The 19917-nt window shown below is 69.6% G+C and carries 18 protein-coding genes; 14 read left to right on the top strand and 4 right to left on the bottom strand.

Translation table 11 applies throughout. The annotated features are described in order from the left end of the window. The first annotated feature begins 72 nt into the window (after positions 1-72). Positions 73-1326 carry an MFS transporter gene (locus JOF29_RS30695; protein ID WP_209697885.1) on the top strand — a complete coding sequence of 418 codons (1254 nt, stop codon included), beginning with the start codon at positions 73-75 and terminating at the stop codon, positions 1324-1326. Here the strand turns inward: JOF29_RS30695 and JOF29_RS30690 are convergent. After that, a complete protein-coding gene (locus JOF29_RS30690; protein ID WP_209697884.1) occupies positions 1277-2596 on the bottom strand; it encodes a hemolysin family protein in 1320 nt (439 codons plus the stop codon). The two genes, JOF29_RS30695 and JOF29_RS30690, sit on opposite strands and share 50 nt — an antisense overlap. A 167-nt stretch (positions 2597-2763) precedes the next feature. Here JOF29_RS30690 and galT point away from each other — a divergent pair, with 167 nt between their 5' ends. Both galT and galK read left to right on the top strand, forming a co-directional pair. Further along, on the top strand, positions 2764-3810 hold the full coding sequence (gene galT, locus JOF29_RS30685; protein WP_209697883.1) for a galactose-1-phosphate uridylyltransferase: 1047 nt from the start codon (positions 2764-2766) through the stop codon (positions 3808-3810). After that, positions 3807-4940 (top strand): galactokinase, encoded by a 1134-nt coding sequence (galK, locus tag JOF29_RS30680; protein ID WP_209697882.1) that lies wholly within the window; start codon positions 3807-3809, stop codon positions 4938-4940. Before galT ends, galK begins: the two co-directional genes overlap by 4 nt. Here the strand turns inward: galK and JOF29_RS30675 are convergent. Next, positions 4933-5745 carry a DeoR/GlpR family DNA-binding transcription regulator gene (locus JOF29_RS30675; RefSeq protein ID WP_209697881.1) on the bottom strand — a complete coding sequence of 271 codons (813 nt, stop codon included), beginning with the start codon at positions 5743-5745 and terminating at the stop codon, positions 4933-4935. The genes galK and JOF29_RS30675 overlap by 8 nt on opposite strands. 68 nt (positions 5746-5813) lie before the next feature. Here JOF29_RS30675 and JOF29_RS30670 point away from each other — a divergent pair, with 68 nt between their 5' ends. The 7 genes from JOF29_RS30670 (at position 5814) to JOF29_RS30640 (ending at position 12792) form a co-directional block, all read left to right on the top strand. Further along, positions 5814-6959, top strand: a complete 1146-nt coding sequence (locus JOF29_RS30670; RefSeq protein WP_209697880.1) for a GNAT family N-acetyltransferase — start codon at positions 5814-5816, stop codon at positions 6957-6959. Positions 6960-7092: 133 nt separating this feature from the next. After that, a complete protein-coding gene (locus JOF29_RS30665) occupies positions 7093-7755 on the top strand; it encodes a GNAT family N-acetyltransferase (RefSeq protein WP_209697879.1) in 663 nt (220 codons plus the stop codon). Positions 7756-7856: 101 nt separating this feature from the next. Next, a complete protein-coding gene (locus JOF29_RS30660; RefSeq protein WP_209697878.1) occupies positions 7857-8684 on the top strand; it encodes a CAP domain-containing protein in 828 nt (275 codons plus the stop codon). 190 nt (positions 8685-8874) lie between these two features. Continuing rightward, a complete protein-coding gene (locus JOF29_RS30655; RefSeq protein ID WP_209697877.1) occupies positions 8875-9852 on the top strand; it encodes a CAP domain-containing protein in 978 nt (325 codons plus the stop codon). A 1286-nt stretch (positions 9853-11138) separates the two neighbouring features. Further along, positions 11139-11375: a hypothetical protein gene (locus JOF29_RS30650; RefSeq protein ID WP_209700307.1), complete on the top strand. Its 237-nt coding sequence runs from the start codon at positions 11139-11141 to the stop codon at positions 11373-11375. Positions 11376-11647: 272 nt separating this feature from the next. Further along, positions 11648-12457, top strand: coding sequence for a spore germination YkwD domain-containing protein (locus JOF29_RS30645; protein ID WP_307863770.1), 810 nt, complete (start codon positions 11648-11650; stop codon positions 12455-12457). A gap of 74 nt (positions 12458-12531) precedes the next feature. Beyond that, positions 12532-12792, top strand: a complete 261-nt coding sequence (locus tag JOF29_RS30640; protein WP_209697876.1) for a hypothetical protein — start codon at positions 12532-12534, stop codon at positions 12790-12792. Here JOF29_RS30640 and JOF29_RS30635 read toward each other — a convergent pair. Continuing rightward, positions 12768-13721 (bottom strand): GlxA family transcriptional regulator, encoded by a 954-nt coding sequence (locus JOF29_RS30635; RefSeq protein ID WP_209697875.1) that lies wholly within the window; start codon positions 13719-13721, stop codon positions 12768-12770. The genes JOF29_RS30640 and JOF29_RS30635 overlap by 25 nt on opposite strands. A 91-nt stretch (positions 13722-13812) precedes the next feature. Between JOF29_RS30635 and JOF29_RS30630 the strand changes: the two genes are divergently transcribed. The 3 genes from JOF29_RS30630 (at position 13813) to JOF29_RS30620 (ending at position 17742) form a co-directional block, all read left to right on the top strand. Then, positions 13813-14574: an MBL fold metallo-hydrolase gene (locus JOF29_RS30630; protein WP_209697874.1), complete on the top strand. Its 762-nt coding sequence runs from the start codon at positions 13813-13815 to the stop codon at positions 14572-14574. A 112-nt stretch (positions 14575-14686) separates the two neighbouring features. Continuing rightward, a complete protein-coding gene (locus JOF29_RS30625) occupies positions 14687-15157 on the top strand; it encodes a lamin tail domain-containing protein (protein WP_209697873.1) in 471 nt (156 codons plus the stop codon). 188 nt (positions 15158-15345) lie between these two features. After that, positions 15346-17742, top strand: coding sequence for an HNH endonuclease signature motif containing protein (locus tag JOF29_RS30620; protein ID WP_209697872.1), 2397 nt, complete (start codon positions 15346-15348; stop codon positions 17740-17742). Positions 17743-18322: 580 nt separating this feature from the next. Here the strand turns inward: JOF29_RS30620 and JOF29_RS45625 are convergent. Then, positions 18323-19183 (bottom strand): MOSC domain-containing protein, encoded by an 861-nt coding sequence (locus JOF29_RS45625; protein ID WP_209697871.1) that lies wholly within the window; start codon positions 19181-19183, stop codon positions 18323-18325. 58 nt (positions 19184-19241) lie between these two features. On the opposite strand from JOF29_RS45625, the gene JOF29_RS30610 reads away from it, so the two are divergent. Beyond that, positions 19242-19760, top strand: coding sequence for a helix-turn-helix domain-containing protein (locus JOF29_RS30610; RefSeq protein ID WP_209697870.1), 519 nt, complete (start codon positions 19242-19244; stop codon positions 19758-19760). Positions 19761-19917: the final 157 nt, after the last annotated feature.

Below are 19917 nucleotides of genomic sequence, written 5' to 3'. Positions count from 1 at the left end.
CGGTGTGTGGGGGTGAGGTGCTGTGCCGGGGGCCCAGCAGTCGGCGATGGATCACCAGAGAGGACCTGAGCGATGAAGGACTTGTGGGGCGTTCTTGCTCGGCAGCGCGACTATCGCTTGCTGCTCGGCGGGGGGCTGATCTCGCTGGTGGGCGACTGGTTGCTGCGCACCGGTCTGGCCTTCCAGGTGTACGTCCTGACCGGATCGACGCTGGCGTCCGGCGGGTTGTTGCTGGCCTCGTTCCTGCCCGCCGTACTGCTCGGGTCGCTCGCCGGCGTCTTCGTCGACCGGTGGAGCCAGCGGACCACGATGATCGTGACGAACGTGCTGAACGCGGTCGTCCTGCTCCCGCTGATCGCCGTACACAGCGCGAGCCTGATCTGGATCGTGTACGCCGTGGTCCTCGCGCAGAGCTGTCTGCAGCAGTTCTTCACGCCCGCCGAACAGTCACTGGTCCCGCTGCTGGTGAACCCCGACCAACTGGTGACCGCGAACGCGTTGAACAGCCAGATCCGTGACCTCGCGCGGCTGATCGGTGCGGCGCTCGGCGGCGTACTCGCGGCCGCCGGCGGGCTCACCCTGCTCGCGCTCGGGGACGCCGCGACGTTCCTCGTCGCCGTCGTACTGGTCGCCGCCATGCGGCACCGGCGGCACCGGCCGCCCAAGGACGAGGAGACGGCGGGCGGCGCGATCCGGCGGCTGAAGGAGGAGTGGACCGAGGGGTTGCGGCTGTGCGTCGCGGGCTCGGCGATGCGGTTGTTCTTCGTGTTCTGCCTGGTCACCGGGGTCGGCGAGGGCGTGATGAGTACGTTGTTCGCCCCGTTCGTCAGCGCGGAGCTCGGCGGGGACGGGAAGGTGTACGGGCTGATCGTCTCGTCCCAGGCGATCGGCGGGATCGTCGGCGGGCTGATCGCCGCCGCGATCGGCTCCCGTCTCCCGGCCGCCGCGCTCTGGGGTGCCGGGGCGTTCGCGTTCGGCCTGATCGACACCGCGATGTTCCTCTACCCGCTGGTGTCGAGCAGTGTGATCCCGGCGTTCGTCTGCATGATCGCCGTCGGCCTGCCCGGTGCTCTCATGGTGGCCGGCATGATGACCGTCTTCCAGAACCTCACCGTGGACGGCACCCGCGGCCGGATCTACGGCGCGGTCGGCGCCGCCGAGAGCGTCGCGGTGCTGGTGGGCATCGCGGCGGCCGGTGTCCTCGGCGACGCCGTCGGCATCATCCCGGTCCTGGTCGTCCAGGGACTCGGGTACGTCGCCGGCGGGCTGGTGGTACTCACTCGACGGCGGGCGCTGGCGATTCAGGCTGTTCCTCAGCCGGTGTGAGCAGGTGCAGGCGGACCCGGGCGACCCGGCGGCCGTCCATCTCACTGACGGTCAGCGTGTGCGCGTGCAGCCGGACCTCGTCGCCGGCCGACGGGACCTTGCCGAGGCTGGCGGCGAGGAACCCGCCGACCGTCTCGTACGGGCCGTCGGGCAGCTCGATCGCGGTCGCGTCGGCGAAGTCGTCGAGGTTCAGCAGGCCGTCCATCTCCAGGTCGCCGCTGCCCAGCCGGGTGGTCTCGGCCGGTTCCTCGTCGTACTCGTCCTTGATGTCGCCGATCAGTTCCTCGACCAGATCCTCGAGCGTGACGATGCCCGCAGTACCGCCGTACTCGTCGAGGACGATCGCCAGGTGCGTACTGCGGCGGCGCATCTCGGTCAGTGTCGGCAGCAGCTTGGCGGTGTCCGGCAGCATCAGCACGTCACGGGCCAGGTCGCCGACCCGGACCGAACGGGTCGCGACAGCCGGGTCGAACAGGTCCCGGACGTGCACGAACCCGACGATGTCGTCGGCCGAGCCGTTCATCACCGGGTACCGCGAGTGCGGCCGCTCGGCGGCGAACTTGACCGCCTTGTACGCCGGCATCTCGGCGTCGACGAAGTCCACCTCGGTGCGCGGCAGCATCAGCTCGCGGAGCTGCCGGCCGCCGGCCTCGAACACGTCGTCGACGATCTTCCGCTCCTCCTCGCCGAGCGACTCGCTGGCCGTCACGAGGCCGCGAAGCTCCTCGTCGCTCATCACCTCGCGGTTCGCGTTCGGGTCGCCGCCGAGCGCGCGGACCACCAGGTCGGTGGACCTCGAGAGCAGCCAGATCACCGGGCGGGCGCCAGAAGCGAGCCGGTCCACCAGCGGGCCGAGGGCGAGCGCGAAGCCTTCCGCGCGCTGCAGCGCGAGGCGTTTCGCGGCCAGCTCGCCGATCACGATCGAGACGTAGGAGATGCAGATGGTGATCAGGATCAGCGCGACCGTGCTCGCCAGCGACTGTGGCAGGCCGAGCTTGCGCAGGTGCGGCGCGAGGCCGTCGGCGAGGGTTGCGCCACCGAAGGCGGCGGACAGGAAGCCCATCAGCGTCACGCCGATCTGCACGGCGGACAGGAAGCGGTTCGGGTTGGCGGCGACCTTGGCGACGATCTCGCCGCGTCTGCCGCGATGTGACAGGGCCTTCAGCTGGCTCTCCCGCAGTGACACGAGGGCCATCTCGGCGGCGGCGAAGACGCCACCGATCAGCACGAAGACCAGGATCAGAACGATGTTCAGCAGGGTTTCGTTCATGGGTCGGAGTTCCTAGCGCCCTCTCGTCAGCTGTCGAGAGGGCGTGCGTTGGGCGTAGTCGTCCATTGACCAAGACTAGCGGGCGGCCGGTCTACCATGCGTGTTCGAGTTTGTTGGTTTACGATGATTCCTGGCCGGACGCGTCGTACGGCCGGGAAGGTCACACGATGAACACACCCCGCGGTGTACGCCGTACCGACACCACGCTGTCGGACGGCCGCGAGCTGATCTACTACGACCCGGCCGACGCGCCGGTCCGGGTGCCGCTCGAGGACACCCGCGGCCTGGCCGCCCCACAGCCGCAGGTGGAGCTGCGCACGGACCCGTTGACCGGCGACGTGATCACCTACGCCACGCACCGCAACACGCGGACCTACCTGCCGCCGGCGGACCAGTGCCCGCTGTGCCCGAGCAAGCCGGGCAACCCGACCGAGATCCCGGACCACGACTACAACGTCGCCGTCTTCGAGAACCGGTTCCCGTCCTTCGCAGGCCCCGGCCGGACCGAGGTCGTGTGCTTCACCAGTGACCACAACGGCTCGTTCACCGGCCTGTCGCAGGGCCAGGCGCGGCTGGTCGTCGACACCTGGGCCGACCGGACCGCCGAGCTCAGCGCCCGGGACGACGTCGAGCTGGTGTTCCCGTTCGAGAACCGGGGCCGGGAGATCGGCGTCACGCTGAACCACCCGCACGGCCAGCTCTACGCGTACCCGTTCGTCCCGCCGCGGATGCGTACGCTGCTGGCGCAGGCCCGCAAGCACCAGGAGGTTGCCGGCAGCAACCTGTTCGCCGACGTCCTGGCCGCGGAACGCAAGGACGGCACCCGGGTGATCGGGGAGAACGGCAACTGGACCGCGTTCGTCCCGGAGGCCGCCCGCTGGCCGGTCGAGGTGCACCTGTACCCGCACCGCCAGGTCGGCGGGATCGACGAGCTGTCGGTCGGTGAGCGCGACGACTTCGCCGAGCTGTACCTGGAGGTCCTGCAGCGCCTCGACGGTCTGTACGGCGAGCCGCTGCCGTACATCGCCGCCTGGCACCAGGCCCCGGTCCGGGTCGACCGCGAGCTCGGCTACCTGCACCTGGAGGTGTTGTCGATCCGGCGGGCCAAGGACAAGATCAAGTACCTGGCCGGCTCCGAGTCCGGTATGGGCGCGTTCATCAGCGACACCCGGCCCGAGGACGTGGCCGAGACTTTGCGGAAGGTTGGCTCGTGAGCTCTTCTTTTGAAACCGTTTTCGGTACGGCGCCCGACGGCCGCTGGCGGGCACCGGGGCGGGTGAACCTGATCGGCGAGCACACCGACTACAACGACGGGCTGGTGCTGCCGATCGCGCTGCCGAACCGGATCGTGGTCACCGCCTCGAGGCGCGACGACGGCCGGATCGCGGTCGCCTCCGCCGGGCAAAAGGGGGTCACCGAGTTCGCGATCGATGAGCTGGCCCCGGAATCGGTCGGCGACTGGGCGGCGTACCCGGCCGGTGCGGCCTGGATCCTGCGGGAGTCCGGCTACCCGATCGGCGGCGCGAACCTGCGGTTCGAGTCCGACATCCCGTCCGGCGCCGGTCTGTCCTCGTCCGCGGCGCTGCTCTGCGCGACGCTGGTCGCGCTGCTCGGCCTGCGTGAGCTCGAGGTCGATCCCGCCGAGGTCGCGCGGCTCGCCCAGCGGGCCGAGAACCAGTACGTCGGTGCGCCGGTCGGGCTGATGGACCAGATGGCGTCGATGTGCTGCTCGGCAGGACACGCGCTGTACTTCGACATCCGCGCGATGTCCACCGACCAGATCCCGTTCGACCCGTCCGCCGACGACCTGGCGCTGCTGGTCGTCGACGTGAAGGCGCCGCACCGGCACGTCGACGGCGAGTACGCCGCGCGCCGGAAGAGCTGCGAGCAGGCGGCGGCCGAGCTCGGCGTACCGGCGCTGCGCTCGATCGCGGTCGAGGACCTCGACGACGCGCTGGGGCGGTTGCCGGACGACGTCGTACGGCGGCGGGTCCGGCACGTGGTGACGGAGATCCGGCGGGTCGAGGACGCGGTCGCACTGATGCGGGCCGGGAAGCTCCGCGAGGTCGGGCCGCTCTTCACCGCGTCGCACGTGTCGCTGCGGGACGACTTCGAGATCACCGTTCCGGAGCTGGACGTCGCGGTCGACACCGCGCTGGAGGCCGGTGCGCTCGGTGCCCGGATGACCGGCGGCGGATTCGGCGGCTGCATCATCGCGCTCGTGGAGGCGTCGGCGGCGGACGCCGTGCTGTCCGCGATCGAGAAAGCCTTTGCGGAACACGGTTTCACGGCGCCGAGCTCGCTCGCCGCGACCCCGTCGGCGGGTGCTTCCAGGGTCAGCTAGCAATCACCAGCTCGCATCCCGTGTCGCGCATCGCCTTGCGGGCGGCTGTCGAGAGTCCGTCGTCGGTGACGATCACGTCCAGGTCGGACCAGGTCGCGAACGTGCTCAGGCCGACGGTCCCCCACTTGGTGTGGTCCGCGACCACGACCACCTCACGGCTCGCGGCGATGAACGACCGGTTGGTCTCGGCCTCCATCAGGTTCGGCGTGCTGAGCCCGTGCTCGGCGTCGACACCGTGCGCACCGAGGAACAGCAGGTCCAGGTGCAGCGACGCGAGCGCCGCGGTGGCGATCGGGCCGACCAGCGCGTCGGACGGCGTCCGGATCCCGCCGATCAGGACGACCGTGCGATCCGAACGGCTGTTGCCGTGGAACACGTCCGCGATCCGCGCCGAGTTCGTGACAACTGTCAAGTTCTCCACCCGCAACAGCTGCCGGGCCAGCGCGTACGTCGTCGTACCGGCGCCGATGCCGATCGCGCTGTCCGGCTGCACCCGGGTGGCGGCCTCGGCCGCGATCGCCTGCTTGGCCGCGGACTCCTGCGTCAGTTTGGCGTCGAACCCCGGCTCGTGCGCACTGCGCAGGCCGACCGACGTGGCGCCGCCGTGCACCTTGTGCAGCAGGCCGCTGGAGTCCAGCGCGTCCAGGTCGCGGCGGATCGTCATGTCCGAGACGCCGAACCGGTCGACCAGTTCGGCCACCGTGATCGCGCCCCGGCTGTTGACCTCGGCAACGATCGTGGCCTGCCGCTGGGCGGCCAACTGGCCACCGCGGCCGCGGGGCGGTTCTGCTCCGGCTGCGTTCACGACCACAGAATAGCCCCGCCGGCAGGGAAATCTGTTGCCCGACCGGTGGCAGCGCGTCACCCTGGAGCATGCGATTCCCTGAAGACGTACCGGTGCTGACCGACGACGTGGTGACCCTGCGTGCGCACATCGCCGCCGACGTGGAGCCGGCGTACCGGATGTGCCAGGACCCGGTGATGCAGAAGTGGACCACCATCCCGGTCCCGTACCTGCACGAGCACGCCGTCGGTTACCTCACCGAGGTGATCCCGGCCGGCTGGCGGGCGAACACCTCGTGGGCGTGGGCGATCGAGTACGCCGGGGAGTACGCCGGCACCGTCGACCTGCGCGACGGTGAGGGCGGGGTCGGCGAGGTCGGCTTCGCGGTGTCGCCGGAGGTCCGCGGCAACGGGGTGATGACGCGGGCGCTGCGGCTGGTGGTGCGGTACGCGTTCGACGTACTGGACTGGAATCGGGTGATCTGGCGCGCGTACGTCGGGAACTTCGCGAGCCGCCGGGTGGCCTGGAAGGCCGGCTTCCACGGGCTGGTGACGATCCCGGACGGCGGGCGGTCGCGCGGCGTACGGAAGGACGAGTGGGTCGCCACGGTCGGCCGCGACGACGAGCTCGAACCGAAGGGCACCTGGTGGACGGTGCCTGTCGTGGAGGGCGAGGGGATTCGCCTGCGGCCGTTGCGCGAGTCGGATGCGCAGCGGGTGATGGAGGCGTGCAACGACGAACGGACGCAGCACTGGTTGGCGGGGATGCCGTCGCCGTACGACCTCGACGGCGCCAAGGAATTCATCAGCAGCCGGGCGGATGCGGCCGCGAGCGGTGATGCCGTGTCGTGGGCGATCGCCGACGCCGAGACCGACGAACTGCTGGGGAACGTGAGTGTCTTCGGGATGAGCAGCCGGCTGGACGGCACGCGCGGCGAGATCGGGTACTGGATGCACCCGGAGGCGCGCGGCCGCAAGGTGATGACGACCGCCGTACAACTGGCGATCGCGCACGCGTTCCGGCCGGTCGAGGACGGCGGGCTGGGCCGGCACCGGCTGGTGGTGAGGTGCGCCGACGTGAACACCGCGTCCGCGCACGTTGCCGAGGTCAACGGATTCACCAAGGTCGGCGACGAACGCCGCGCCGACCCGCGCCGGGACGGCAGCTACGACAACCTGCTCACCTACGACCTGCTCGCCACCGATCTGCTCTCCGACGACCTGCTCGGCGGGTGAACGCTGAGGGGTTGACCCGGGTTCGGTCGCGGGAGTATTGGTCACCGAGCGCAGGCAGGGATTTACGGCCAGTTGGTGTCATCCGACACCGGTTCCCCTCGCCGTTGCGCGGCCGGGCTGCTTGAATCGACGGGTGATAGATCGTGAGGAACTCGTCCGCCGTTGGCAGGCCGGGTGGTCCGTCTCGAGGGGCTGGACCACGGTTGAGGACGACAACAACGGCATTCTGATCGTCCGGGCAGGTGAGGAGAGCCGGCCGACCGAGTACGTCGTACTGGATGCCGACGGTAAACCGGAACGGGTGGAACGCGCCGCCCAGCTGGCGTTCGCCGACGGTGGTGGACGCGGCTCGGGCTGGATCACGCTGGCCACCGACGACAAGGAGGCCCGGATCGAGCAGCTCGAGGATCTTGGTCTCGAGGTTCAGCAGGACCAGGACTGGCTGATGACGATCCAGCTGTCCGAGCAGCCGGCCCTGAAACTGCACGAGCGCTACGCGTTGCACGCCGAACTCGAGGACGACCTCATCATCACCCGCGCCACGTTGCACGGCGGCGTGGTGTCCAGCGGCCGGATGGCCGTGGTCGGCGAGGACGCGGTCGCGGACCGGATCGAGACCGACCCGGCGCACCGGCGGCGTGGACTCGGCAGCGCGGTGATGGCGTCCCTGGTCGAGGCGGCCGCGGCGAAGGGCGCCAAGCGCGGCATCCTGATCGCCTCCATCGACGGCCTCCGGCTGTACCGAAGCCTGGGCTGGAAGGTGATCGCGGACATCGTGATCGCCCGCTCGCGGTGATCGTTCGGGCGATCTTTCAAACGATTGCCATCGTCAGAGCTTCGTGAAGTGCTTGTGCTGCTGCGAGTTGGCACCCGCTGACCTGGGCAAGGCTGCTCAGCATGACGAACCACAGGCGGTCACCGGGTAACGGTGTGGCCGGTCCGCTGCTCGCATCGTTGTCGGCGCTGATCCTGCTCGCGGGTGTCGGGTGGTTCGTCATGCGGCAGTCCGGTACTCCGCGGCCGGCCGGCCAGGAGAACCCGGTCGCGTCGACGGCGTCTACGCGAACATCCGCCAAGCCGGCGTACAGCGTGACCCCGCCAAGCATGACACCCACAAGTACGCCGACTCGTCCAACCACGCGTACTACTGCGACCCCTCGCACGCCTACTACGACTCGTACTTCTCGTACTTCTGCTCCTTCTCCGAGTCCCACGTCGACGCCCACGACCACTCGTACGCCGACTCGAACACCGACTCGAACGCCGACTCCCACGCCGACTCCCACGCCGACGAAAACGAAGAGCACGAAGCCGCCGAAGGTCGAGGGGAACGGGTCCGCCGAGCAGCAGGTGCTCGGGCTCACCAACCAGGAACGCGCGAAGGCCGGCTGCGGTCCGCTGAAGACCAGCAAGTCGCTGACGAAGGCGGCCCAGGCACATGCGACCGACATGGTCGACGAGCACTTCTTCGCTCACGACAGCCTCGACGGCCGGAGCCCGTTCGACCGGATGAAGGCGGCCGGGTTCGGCGGCGGCTCGATGGCCGAGAACATCGCGGTCGGGTACACCAGTCCGGCGGCGGTCATGAAAGGCTGGATGAACAGCCCCGGGCACCGGGCGAACATCCTGAACTGCGGATACTCGCTGATCGGCATCGGGTACGACCCCGGCCAGGTGAAACCGCAGTGGGGCAACGGGAGCTGGGTACAGGACTTCGGCGGTTGACACCGGCCGGTGGGCAGCTTTCAGTCAATCGTTTTCTTCAGGAATTGTTAAGAGGGTTCACGTCCACGTAACGATGACCTCGCGCGTCGGTTAAGGTCGCTGTTCGGTGACCAGGGGGGACCTGGCTGTACCACGGGGAACGACGCGCTGTTTCGGTATCACGAAGAAACGAAGAGGATTCGCCCACCCCATGACGGATTCGCCTACCCCCCGGCAGCACCGCGGCAGTAGAAGAGCTCCCCGGCGGAGCCGCGGTCTGGTCGGCCCGGCTGTCAGCGCGCTCTCGGTCCTGGTCGCGATCGGCCCGGTGGTCTGGCTGATGTCGCACGGCAACGCCCGTACCGACGGCGCCGAGCGGGTCGTGAGCGTCGTCGAGAACAGCCCCGTCGACGACAGCGCGACGGTCGAGGGTACGACCGCCGGGCCGCTGATCACGATCACGAAGACCTTGCCGAACGGCGTGACCTCGACCGCCGTCGTCGGTCCGGCAGCCGTCGGCTCGGCACCCGCTTCACCGTCGTCCGACACCTCGAGTACGCCGAGTGGTTCGCCGACCAGTTCCTTGACGACGCCGGCCACGCCCACGGTCGGGGTCACCACCGTGATCGTGTCGCCGACCGCGCCACGCAGTACCGGCGTTGCCACCGGGCGACCGAAGCCGAGCGTGCGTACGACGCCGACCGGGAAGCCGTCGAGTACGCCGACGAAGACCCGGACGACCCAGCCGACGCCGAGCGACACCCCGCAGCCGCCGGTCAGCGGCGGCGGGACGAACGCGCAGGAACGGCAGGTCCTCGACTACACGAACCAGATCCGCCAGCAGCAGGGCTGCGGCCCGCTGAAGCTGGACAGCGCACTCGTCGAGGCGGCCGGCAAGCATGCGTCGGACATGGTCCGCCGGCACTACATGGACCACACCAACCCCGACGGCCAGGGCCCGGGCGACCGGATGACGGCCGCCGGGTACCGCGGGTCGACGTGGGGCGAGAACATCGCGGCCGGGTACGACACCGCGCAGAAGGTGGTCGCCGCCTGGATGCAGAGCGACGGGCACCGCAAGAACATCCTGAACTGCCGGTTCACCTCGATCGGCGTCGGCTACGACCCGGGCCAGGTGCGCTCCGACTACGGACCGGGCAGCTGGGTCCAGGACTTCGGGCGAAGCTGAGGCCGCCCGTGGATGTCATCGTGGATGTCATTGTTTCGAGAGCACCGAGTGTGGCTGGAATGTTGTCCCAGAGCCACAATGTCCGGCCGCTTGGCGGCCGGTCGCGGCGGGTAGATCCGTCCTTGTCATGTTGCCGGACGTTCCTGGGGGGCTCCGGAGAGGCGGCTGGTGAGGCTCGTCTCGTTGATGAGGCACGTCCTGGGGGCGCGACTTTGAAGGGAACAACGAAATAATGTCCGAGTCCGGCAACGGCCGGTACAAACCACGACGGAAGGCGACCCGAGCGGCCCGCTCGTCGCGCTCCGGCAACCGTCCTACTCCGCCCGCGGAATCCACCCCGCCCGAACCACCGCGGTACGCACCGCGCTCGAGCGACGAGTCCCCCTTCTGGGCCAACGCACCCAAGGGCGGCACCGAGTCCCCCTTCTGGGCCGGCAGCAACCAGTCCCGCCCCGCCACACCCCAGTACGCACCCCGCGGCGCACTACCCAGCTACACAACTCCCGAGGTAGCAACCCCCGAGACTCCCCACCCAACCCGCAGCACCCCCTCCTGGGTCAACCAGTCCCTCTCCCCAACCCCAGACCCCGCGCCCACTGGTGGGTCCGCGTCCGCTGGTGGGTCCGCGATCGCTGGTGGGTCCGCGTCCGCTGGTGGGTCCGCGTCCGCTGGTGGGTCCGGTTCTGCTGGTGGGTCCGCGTCCGGCGCTCGTGGGTCGACGTCCGCCGCCATTGGCGGATCCGCGTCCGCAGCAGGTGGTGGGTCCTCCGCAGGTGGTGGGTCAGCCGCTCGTGGCGAGTCCGGCGCCGCAGGCGTGGCCGGCGCCTCCCTCGGTGAGGCCGCAGGTACCTGGTCCTCCCGCCGAGCAGCCGACGACTGGGCCTCACTGGGCCCAGCAGCCACCCCAACAGGCTCAACAACCAGCGGCGAACCCGACACCTGGTTCGGCACAGCCTCAACCGACCGCCTGGCCGCCAGCACGAGCAACACCACCGACACCCCCACCCCAGCCACAAACCCCCGCCGCGCATCCGACACCAGCGCAGCCGCAGGCCTAGCAGCAGCCGGCTCCGCCGCAGGCAGCCTGGCCGCCGCAGGCTCAGCCGCCGGGTCAAACACCACAGACCGGACCTACAACCCACCAACTGACGGCATAACAGCAACCCCCGAGTACGGCGCAGCAACTGGCGCGGCCTCCACCGGCCACAGCACGCCATCTGGCGAGTACGGCGCGATCACAGGCACCGACGCCTCCGCCGCGACCAGCAACTACAGCCCGCCGACAGATGCAGCTGGTACCCGCACGTCGCAGAGCGCCGGGCGCACGAGACCAGCCACCGAGTACGGTTCAGCCGCTGCTGCTGGAAGTACTGAGGCAGCGAGCGGGTACGGCGCAGCGTCGAGTGCTGGACGTACCGGCGCCGCGGGCGGGTACGGCGCAGCATCGAGTGCTGGACGTACCGGCGCCTCCGGTGAGTACGGCGTCGCGGCAGGTGCTGGTGCGTTCGCGGCGAGCGGGCTGACCGGTGCGGGAGCGTACGCAGCTGACGGCGAGCACGTAGCAGCCGCCGGCGGCCGTGGCGGTTCCGGCGCCGGTGGATCCGGAACCGGCCCTTCCGGCTCCGGCCCCGGCAACTCCGGCCCCAGCAGCTCGGGTCCCGGCAGCTCCGGCCCCGGCAGCTCCGGCCCCGGCGGCTCCGGCCCCGGCAGCCCCGGCCCCGGAGGTTCGGGACCGGGCCGCCGAAGCGCCGGCCGGGTAGGGCGGGCTTCCCGCGGACGGCGAGCGGCGATCGCGGTGGCTTCCGTACTCCTGGTAATCACCCCGATCTCCTGGATCCTCCTGCACCAGCCCCAGAACGACCCGGCAGACGCCTCAGTGCCGATGGTGACCCGCACCGACGACACGTACATCACCCCCTCCACCAAGGCAGCCGTCGCAACCCCGTCAGCACGCGTCACGGTCACCCCGACGGCAACCCCAACGGCCACCCCCTCCGCGACCCCCACGAACACCCCCTCCGCCACACCGACGAACAGCCCGACGGACACCCCGACCGACACGCCGACGGACTCCCCCACCAAGGTCCCGACCGGCACCCCGACGTCCGGCCCACCCCCGACGTCAACCAAACCCACCGCGCACCCAACGTCCCCCGGCCGCACCATCACCACCACCACCAAGCCGACCCCCACCACCCCACCCCCGACGACCACCCCGCCACCGGTCGACGGCCGCATGCAGCCGAACGAGAAGCAGCTGTTCGATCTGATCGACAACGCTCGGGTTAACAACGGCTGCGCGAGTCTGAAGCAGGACCCGAGCTTGACCGGCGGCGCAAGGTCGACGGCAGACAGCCGGGCAACGTCCGGCAGCGGCATGAACTCCAGCTCGGACTCGCAGGCAGGCGCCGGCGGCGACAAGATGACCGCGCAGCAGGCCTACAACAAGCTGATGTCGAGCAGCAGCAGCAGCAGCACCGTTCTGAACTGCGGCCTGACGACGCTCGGCGTCGGCTTCGGCACCGCCCAACGGTGCACGATTCCGATCATCATCGGGTGCCTCGGCTCCACCGACCGCAACGCGTGGGTGGCGAAGTTCTCGTAGTAGTTCGGCACTCTTCTTGCCGGTTGGTGCGACCATGGTTGGGCGACCTGGTCCACCAACCTGCGGGAGGCTGGATGTTCTTCGAGCGTGATGACGTGGATCCGGCCGGGCCGGCGCACTACGGGATTCATCCGGATGCGCTGGCCGAGGAGCGACCGGATCCGCGGCCGGACGAGGCCCGCAAGATCGGGCTCAGCCGGCATACCGAGGAAGGCGCCGTGCTGTACTTCGCCTCGTCCCTCGACCGCGGTAAGCCCGGGCACCGGATGATGGCCTGGATCCTGCTGATCACGTTCGCGGCGCCGGTGGTCTACATCCTGCTCGTGCTGCTGTAGAACTCCTGCCGATGCCGTTGCGGCGTCGTACCGAGCACAGTGTGGAAGTGGTGCCGGAGCGCGTCGCTGCTGCCGAACCCGCTTTCCGCCGCGACCCGCTCCACCGGCAGATCGGTTGTCTCCAGCAACAATCGCGCCCGGTCGAGCCGTTGCCGCAACAACCATGCCTGCCCCGAACTCCCGGTCCGCGCCCGGAACTGCCGCGTGAACGTACGCCGCGACAACGCCACCGCCCCGGCCCATTCGTCGAGCGTGACCGGCTGGTCGAGCCGCGTCCGCGCCCACACCATCGCCTTCTCGATCACGTCGTCGGCCGGGTCCGGCGGCACCGGGACCGGGATGTACTGCGCCTGCGAACCGCTCCGGTGCGGCGCGACCACGATGTCCCGGGCGACCTGTTCCGCGATCTCGAACCCGTGGTGCGTCCGCACCAGGTGCAGGCAGCAGTCCAGCGACGCCGCAGTACCGGCCGATGTGACCAGGTCACCCTGATCCGACCACAGCGCATCCGCCCGGACCTTCAACGCCGGGTACCGCGACCGCAGCTCGTCGGCGAACCGCCAGTGCGTCACCACCTCACGCCCTTCCGCGATACCGCTTTCCGCGACCAGGAATGCGCCGACACACAGCCCGACCACGGTCGCACCACGCGCGTGCGCCCGTCGGATCGCCGCCAGCAGTACGTCGGACGCGACCAGCCCGGGCTCCCAGCTGGGCAGCACGACGACGTCGGCCCGCTCCAGCACGTCGAGCCCGTGATCCACCGTGATCCCGAACCCGGCGCTGGTCGGGAACGAGCCCGGCTGCTCAGCGCAGACCTGTACGTCGTACCGGTCCGGCAGGCCGCGCCGCTCGCCGAGGACCAGGCACGGCACGGACAGGTGGAACGGGCTCATCCCGGGGTACGCGAGAACCGCGACAGTACGCATGAGCCCAGTATTACCCGGATGGCCCGATCTTCGGCAACTATGGCTCTCGGGCCAATGGTACGAACGGTCCGCGTCGCGGAGGATCGTGGCCATGGAGATCACGCACATCGGCGGCCCGACCGCCGTCCTGAACCTCGGCGGCATCACGTTCCTGACCGACCCGGCCTTCGACGAGCCGCGCGACTACCAGCTCCCGGGCCGGGTGATGACCAAGCTGACCGGCCCGGCGATCCCGGCCGCGGAGCTCGGCCCGGTCGACGTCGTACTGCTCTCGCACGACGAACACAAGGACAACCTCGACGACGCCGGCCGTGCGCTGCTGCAGTCGGTCCCGACGGTCCTCTCGACGCCCGGAGCGGCGCTGCGCATCGAGGGGGTTCGCGGCCTGGAGAACTGGGAGGCGATCGAACTTCCCCGACCGGACGGTGGCGTGGTCACGGTGACCGGCGTACCGGCACTGCACGGCCCGGAGGGCGCCGAGGCGGTCGTCGGGTTCGTCACCGGATTCGTCTTGCAGGGCGAGGGATTGCCGACGGTCTACGTCTCCGGCGACAACGCGTCGCTCGGCCATGTGAAGGAGATCGCGGACCGGTTCGCGCCGATCGACGTCGCGGTTCTGTTCGCCGGCGCGGCCCGTACCGGGTTGCTCAACGGGGACAACCTGACGCTCACGTCGGAGGACTCGGTCGACGCTGCTCGCATCCTCGGCGACGCGACCATCGTGCCTGTACACACGGAGGGCTGGACCCACTTCAGCGAAGGCCCGGAGCAGTTCCTCGCGGCGTTCCGGGAGGCCGGCCTGGAGGACCGCGTGGAAATGCTCGAACACGGCGTTCCGAAAACGGTTGCTTGAGAGCTTGACGGGTACGGAGCGTGACGCTAGCGTGCGACCGCCGGGGGGAACCGGCAGCTTGAGTACACCGGGCCGGGGGGACATCGGCCCACTGCCAAGGGGGATATTTCCTGTGTTCGTAAAACGTTTTCGCGCGCTCTTCTCCGCCGCCACGGCCGCCGTGGTCATTGCCGGTACTGCGGTACTCGCACCACTGACGGCCGACGCGGCGATCACCGCGGTCCTGGGCGGGATCCAGTACGACCCGCCAGGCGCCGACACCCGTACCAACGCCCAGATCAACAACGAGTTCTTCACGGTCCGGAACATCAGCTCACGCCCGATCAACCTGTCCGGTTTCCGCGTACTGGACACTGCGAACCACGTGTTCGTCTTCCCACGCGGCTACGTCCTGCCAGGCCGCTCGACGGTGATCGTCCGCACCGGCAAGAACCGCAACCGCGCCCTCACCCTGTACTGGAACCAAAGCTGGTACGTCTGGAACAACACCGGCGACACCGCCCGCTTCCAAACCCCAGCAGGCAAAACCTTCGACACCTGCACCTACAAGGCAGTCGCGGGCCGCGCCCGCGTCGGCTGCTAACCACCCGACGGCAAACCAGCGCTTCTGGCCCGGACGCCCGTGCGAATCCATATGGTTGCCTTAGGCAAGATCCACAGGGTTCATGTATCAGTTCGGGCTTGTGGATAACCTCAGATCCCGAATGTCCCTTGAAAACAAGGCGATTCCGGTTTTGAAAACTGTCGGAGGCCGCGGGTACCGTTGTGGGCATGGATGTTCTCGACGGGCGATCGGTGGTGTCGCTGAGCGACGGCGAGGTGCTGCCTGCCCTCGACACGGTCGACGCCACGATCACCTATCTCGAAGAGGTCCGGCTACAGCTGATCGCCCGCGTCGAGGACACCGGCCAGGCCCAGGAACTCGGCGCCCGCGACGCCGTCGAACTGGTCTCCAAACGCCACCGCCGAGACCGCGCCGAAGTCTGGCGCGACGTCCGCCTGGCCAAAGCCCTCCCCAAATACAACGCGATAGCCACCGCACTCACCAACGGCATCCAACTCCCCACCAACCCCGACACCGACACCGACACCGACCCCGATACCAACACCGACACGAACACCGACGCCGGCGAGGGCAATGGCGCCGGCGAGGGCAGCCGCACCGGCGAGGCTGACGGCACCGTCACCCCGGACACCGGGGACGCTGCGGGCACCGGGAACGACGCCCGGGCCGGCAGGCCCGATGGCGTGCCGGCCGATGGCGTGCCACGTGGTGTGCCTGGTGTGCGTGGTGTAGGGGGTGTGCGGCTGTTGCGGACCGCGCAGGCGGCCGCGATCGTGTCCGAGCTCGAACGGGTCCGTCCCCGGGTACCGGTCAAGGACCTGGACATCGTCGAGGAACAGTTCGTCGCCCTCGCAGCCCACCTGTCACCCGCAGAACTCCGCGCCGCCGCCCGAGACGTCTGCGACCTGCTCGACTCCGACGGCCCCGAGCCCGAAGAACACAAAGCCGCCGCCCGCGAGTCACTGACACTGACCTCAGCCGACCGCGGCGTGAAGTTCAAAGGCTACCTGGCCAACGACAACGCCGAACTCCTCCGCGCCATCGTCCACGCCGGCGCCCGCCCCCACAAAACCATCGACGGCGAACCAGACCCACGCTCCCACGACAAACGCCAAGCCGACGCCCTGTCCACCGCCCTAACCATCGCCGCCACCACCTGGGACACCAACACAGCAACCCCACCAGCCACTCCGCCGACCAGCACACCGCCCACCCCACCGGGCAGCGCACCGCCCACCCCACCAACAACCCCACCGGCCAGCTCGCCGGCCGACGTACGGGCGAGCCTGCCGGGCAGCTCGCCCGCCGACCCAGCGGGCAACGCCCCGACCATCCCACCGGCCACCCGACCGGTCGGCGCACCGAGCAACTGGCCGGCCGACGTACCGACGAGCCCGCCGGGCAGCTCGGCGGCCAGCCCACGAGGCGCCGCCCCCGCCACCGGCCCGGCTGCGGATGTCGCACCACGCGGGCAGACTCGTACGGCCGGAGGCTCCGGACGGGGTGCACCGGTACCGGGGTACGGGGCGAAGGCGAACATCACCGTCACCATCGACCTGCAGGACCTCAAAGCCGCCACCGCCGACACCATCGGCCACACCGTCTACAGCAACGGCCTGTCCGCCGCCACCATCCGCCGCCTCGCCTGCGACGCCAACATCCTCCCGATCGTCCTCGGCTCGAACTCCGAACCCCTCGACGTCGGCCGCTCCGAACGCCTCGTCACCAAACCCATCCGCCGCGCCCTGAACACCCGCGACCGCGGCTGCGTCGTCTGCGCCGCACCCCCAGTAATGTGCGACGCACACCATCTGGCCTCCTGGATCGACGGCGGTCCGACAGCCCTGAACAATCTCGTGCTGCTCTGTCGCCGGCACCACACCGACCTGCACAAAGGCCGCTGGACCATCACCATCACCCACGGCCAAGTCCACGTCGCCCGCCCCACCTGGGCCAACCCACCACCCCTCCACCAGCAACCACCCCAACCACCCCGACCAGCTGGCCCAACCAGACCAGCCGGTGCAGCCGGTTCAGCCGGTCCAGCCGGTGCATCCGGTGCATCCGGTGCATCCGGTCGTCCAGCCCAACCACTCGGACCATCCGACGTACCGGGTGCGAGTCCCGCACGCCCCGAAGCCTCACTCAACGGGTCTACGCAAACCTCGCCCCCGAAGGCTGACCCGTGGGGTGAGCCGTTCGCGGCGGAAAGCCCACCACGAACGACAACCCCAGCAGATGTCCCCTGGAGCGAACCAGCTCACGCCACCCCGGCCCTGCCGAGGACAGCCCTGCCCGAATCAGCCCTGCCCGAATCAGCCCTGCCCGAGACAGCCCCGCTTGAGGCATCCTCGCCGGGGACAGCTCTGTCCGGGAACGCCCAGCCCGACTCGACCCTGTCCGAGACGGCTCAGGCCGAGACGGCTCAGGCCGAGACGGCTCGGGCCGAGACGGTCTCGTCCAAGACGGTCGTGGCGCGCGAGCGGGCGAGTCGGTGGCGTGCGGATGCCGCTACCTATGCCGAGGCTGCACGGTTTGCGGTCTGGGATGGAAACCCGGCGAACGACCCCAGCACCGGGCCTCCATCGTTCGCAACAACCTGACCGTCGCGCCACCCGCCCCGGCCCTCCAGCTACCACCGCGCGGGAAGAAGCAGGTTGTCCCGGCAGGGCCGCGGTCGGCTGGCCGGCTGAGCCTGCACGTTCGTCAGCTCTTCCACGGGTAGCTGCTCACCTGTCAGCCCGTTCCAGGCAGTACCCACCTGTTCCCCGCTTCCCCAGGTCGCACCACCCCACCCGTTCCCCCGCTTCCCCAGGTAGCACCCCGCATGCTCCCCCGCCCAGGTAGCACCCCGCCTGCTCCCCCCGCCCAGGTAGCACCCCGCCTTGCGCCCGCCTGCCGCAGGTAGCACCTCGTGTTTGCCAGCATTCCCAGGTGGTTGCTCGGTTGTCCGTGCTATCCCGTGGCAGCTGGCAGCGCTACCGGGAGCTGCTCGGTTGTTGGCGGTTCGTCGGATGGGTGCTCATCGGCCCGGCCTAGGGCAGTACCACCTGTCGGCTCTTCTCCAGGTCGCCGCGTGGCTGTTGGCCCTTTCGCCGGTTGCCGCTCGCGTATAGGGCTGGTGTGGCCGGGCTTGTCTCGGGTAGGGCCTTGGCTGTCAGTTGTTTGCGGGGGTTGTCAGGTCTAGCGGGTGGTTGGTTCGGCGGGGTCGGTGTTGGGTGGGATCCATTCGTGGACGGTGACTTCGTCGCCTACCTGGATGTTGCCGGGGGCAAGTACTGCGGCTTTGATGCCGAAGCTGACGCCGCCGCCGTACGTGGGTTCGCGGCGGTACGTTGCGAGGGTTCGTGTCGGTTCGGGGCCGGACCTGGTGCCGGTTGACTGGTCCACGGTCGGTACGGCGCAGCGGATGCCGCGGGCGGAGTAGCCGATCGTGGCGGTGCCGGCGGTGATTCGGAGGATCTTGTCCTCGGTGTGCGGTTCGGGCCAGCCGGAGATGACGAGGTTGGGGCGGAAGCGGTTCATCGGTATTGCGGTGCCGCCGTGCTCGAGGATGCGGGCGTTGAGGCCGTCGAGGGAGGACTGGGACGTGATCATCAGCGCGTGCGCGTCGCCGTACCCGGTCAGGCCGCGGTGGGCGCCCCAGCCGGGGCGTTCGTGTTCGGGGGTGACGCGGACGAGGGCGGTCGGCGTACCAAGGCGTTCGGTGAACCAGGCGTCGGCGTCCGGATCCTGTACGACGCCCTGCCCGAACCACTTGCCGAACAGGCTGACGTCGCGGCGCTTCCCGTCGTACCGGACGGTGAGTTCGAGGTCGGGGGCGTTCGGGGCGGAGAGCCGGAGTACGTCGCCGGCCAAGGAGGCTCGCAGTGTCGCCATCGCCGGGAGTTTGCGTTGGCTGAGGAAGGTGCCGTCGGGTTCGACCAGCATGAAGAGGCGGTCGTTCAGGAGGCCGGTGGGGCCGAGCTCGGCGGATTCGACGGGGATCCCGGCGAGTCCCTTCACCGGGTAGTAGGTGAGGGCGGCGACCTTTGCGACAGACACGTCCCCAAGGGTAACTGGCGCTTGATCTGTTGAAACGTGTTGAGTTATGTTTGATCACGTGCAGGATGTCGAGGGGTTCGCAGCGGCCTTGCAACGGGTACGGCGGCATGCGGCGGTGACGTATCGCGAGTTGGCGCAGCGGGCGCACTACTCGCATCCGCATCTGATCCGCGCCACCAGCGGGAAGCAGTTGCCGACGTGGGAGGTGGCGGCGGCGTTCCTCGGGGGATGTGGGGTACCCGCGGACCTGATGCCGGTCTGGCGACGGCGCTGGGACGAGGCGAGCCGCGATCCGCGCGACGTCGTCAGCTTGCTGGACAAGGCTGAGTCGCTCGAGCAGCTGGGGGCAGCTGTTGCGGCGCTCGCGCAGCCGCGCTCGTTGCGGGCCCTCGAGCAGGAGACCGGGATTCCCCGGGCAACAATCCAGGCCTGGCTCCGAGGCACCCGCGCACCCGGCCGAGACCGCCTCGACCACCTGGTCCGCACGGTCGGCGCCACCGCGGAAGAACGCACCGCCGTCGCCCGAACCCTGGACAGGCTGAGCGCCAGCGAACCAGCCCGAACCACAACCCGTTGACCGCCTGACCACCCGACTCCGTACGCCGGCTGACGTGCGGGCAGGCCTGCCGCCGAGCGGAGGGGTCAGTCGTTGAGCGGCGGGCCAGTCGTTGGCGGTGACGGTCGATGGGCGGGGGGCGGGGCCGTTGGATGGTGCCGGCGGGGGTTTCGGGCTG

The sequence above is a fragment of the Kribbella aluminosa genome, assembly GCF_017876295.1.
Classification (GTDB): Bacteria; Actinomycetota; Actinomycetes; order Propionibacteriales; family Kribbellaceae; genus Kribbella; species Kribbella aluminosa.
Note: the sequence above shows the minus strand (reverse complement) of the source record. Positions and strands in the feature narration are given on the sequence as shown.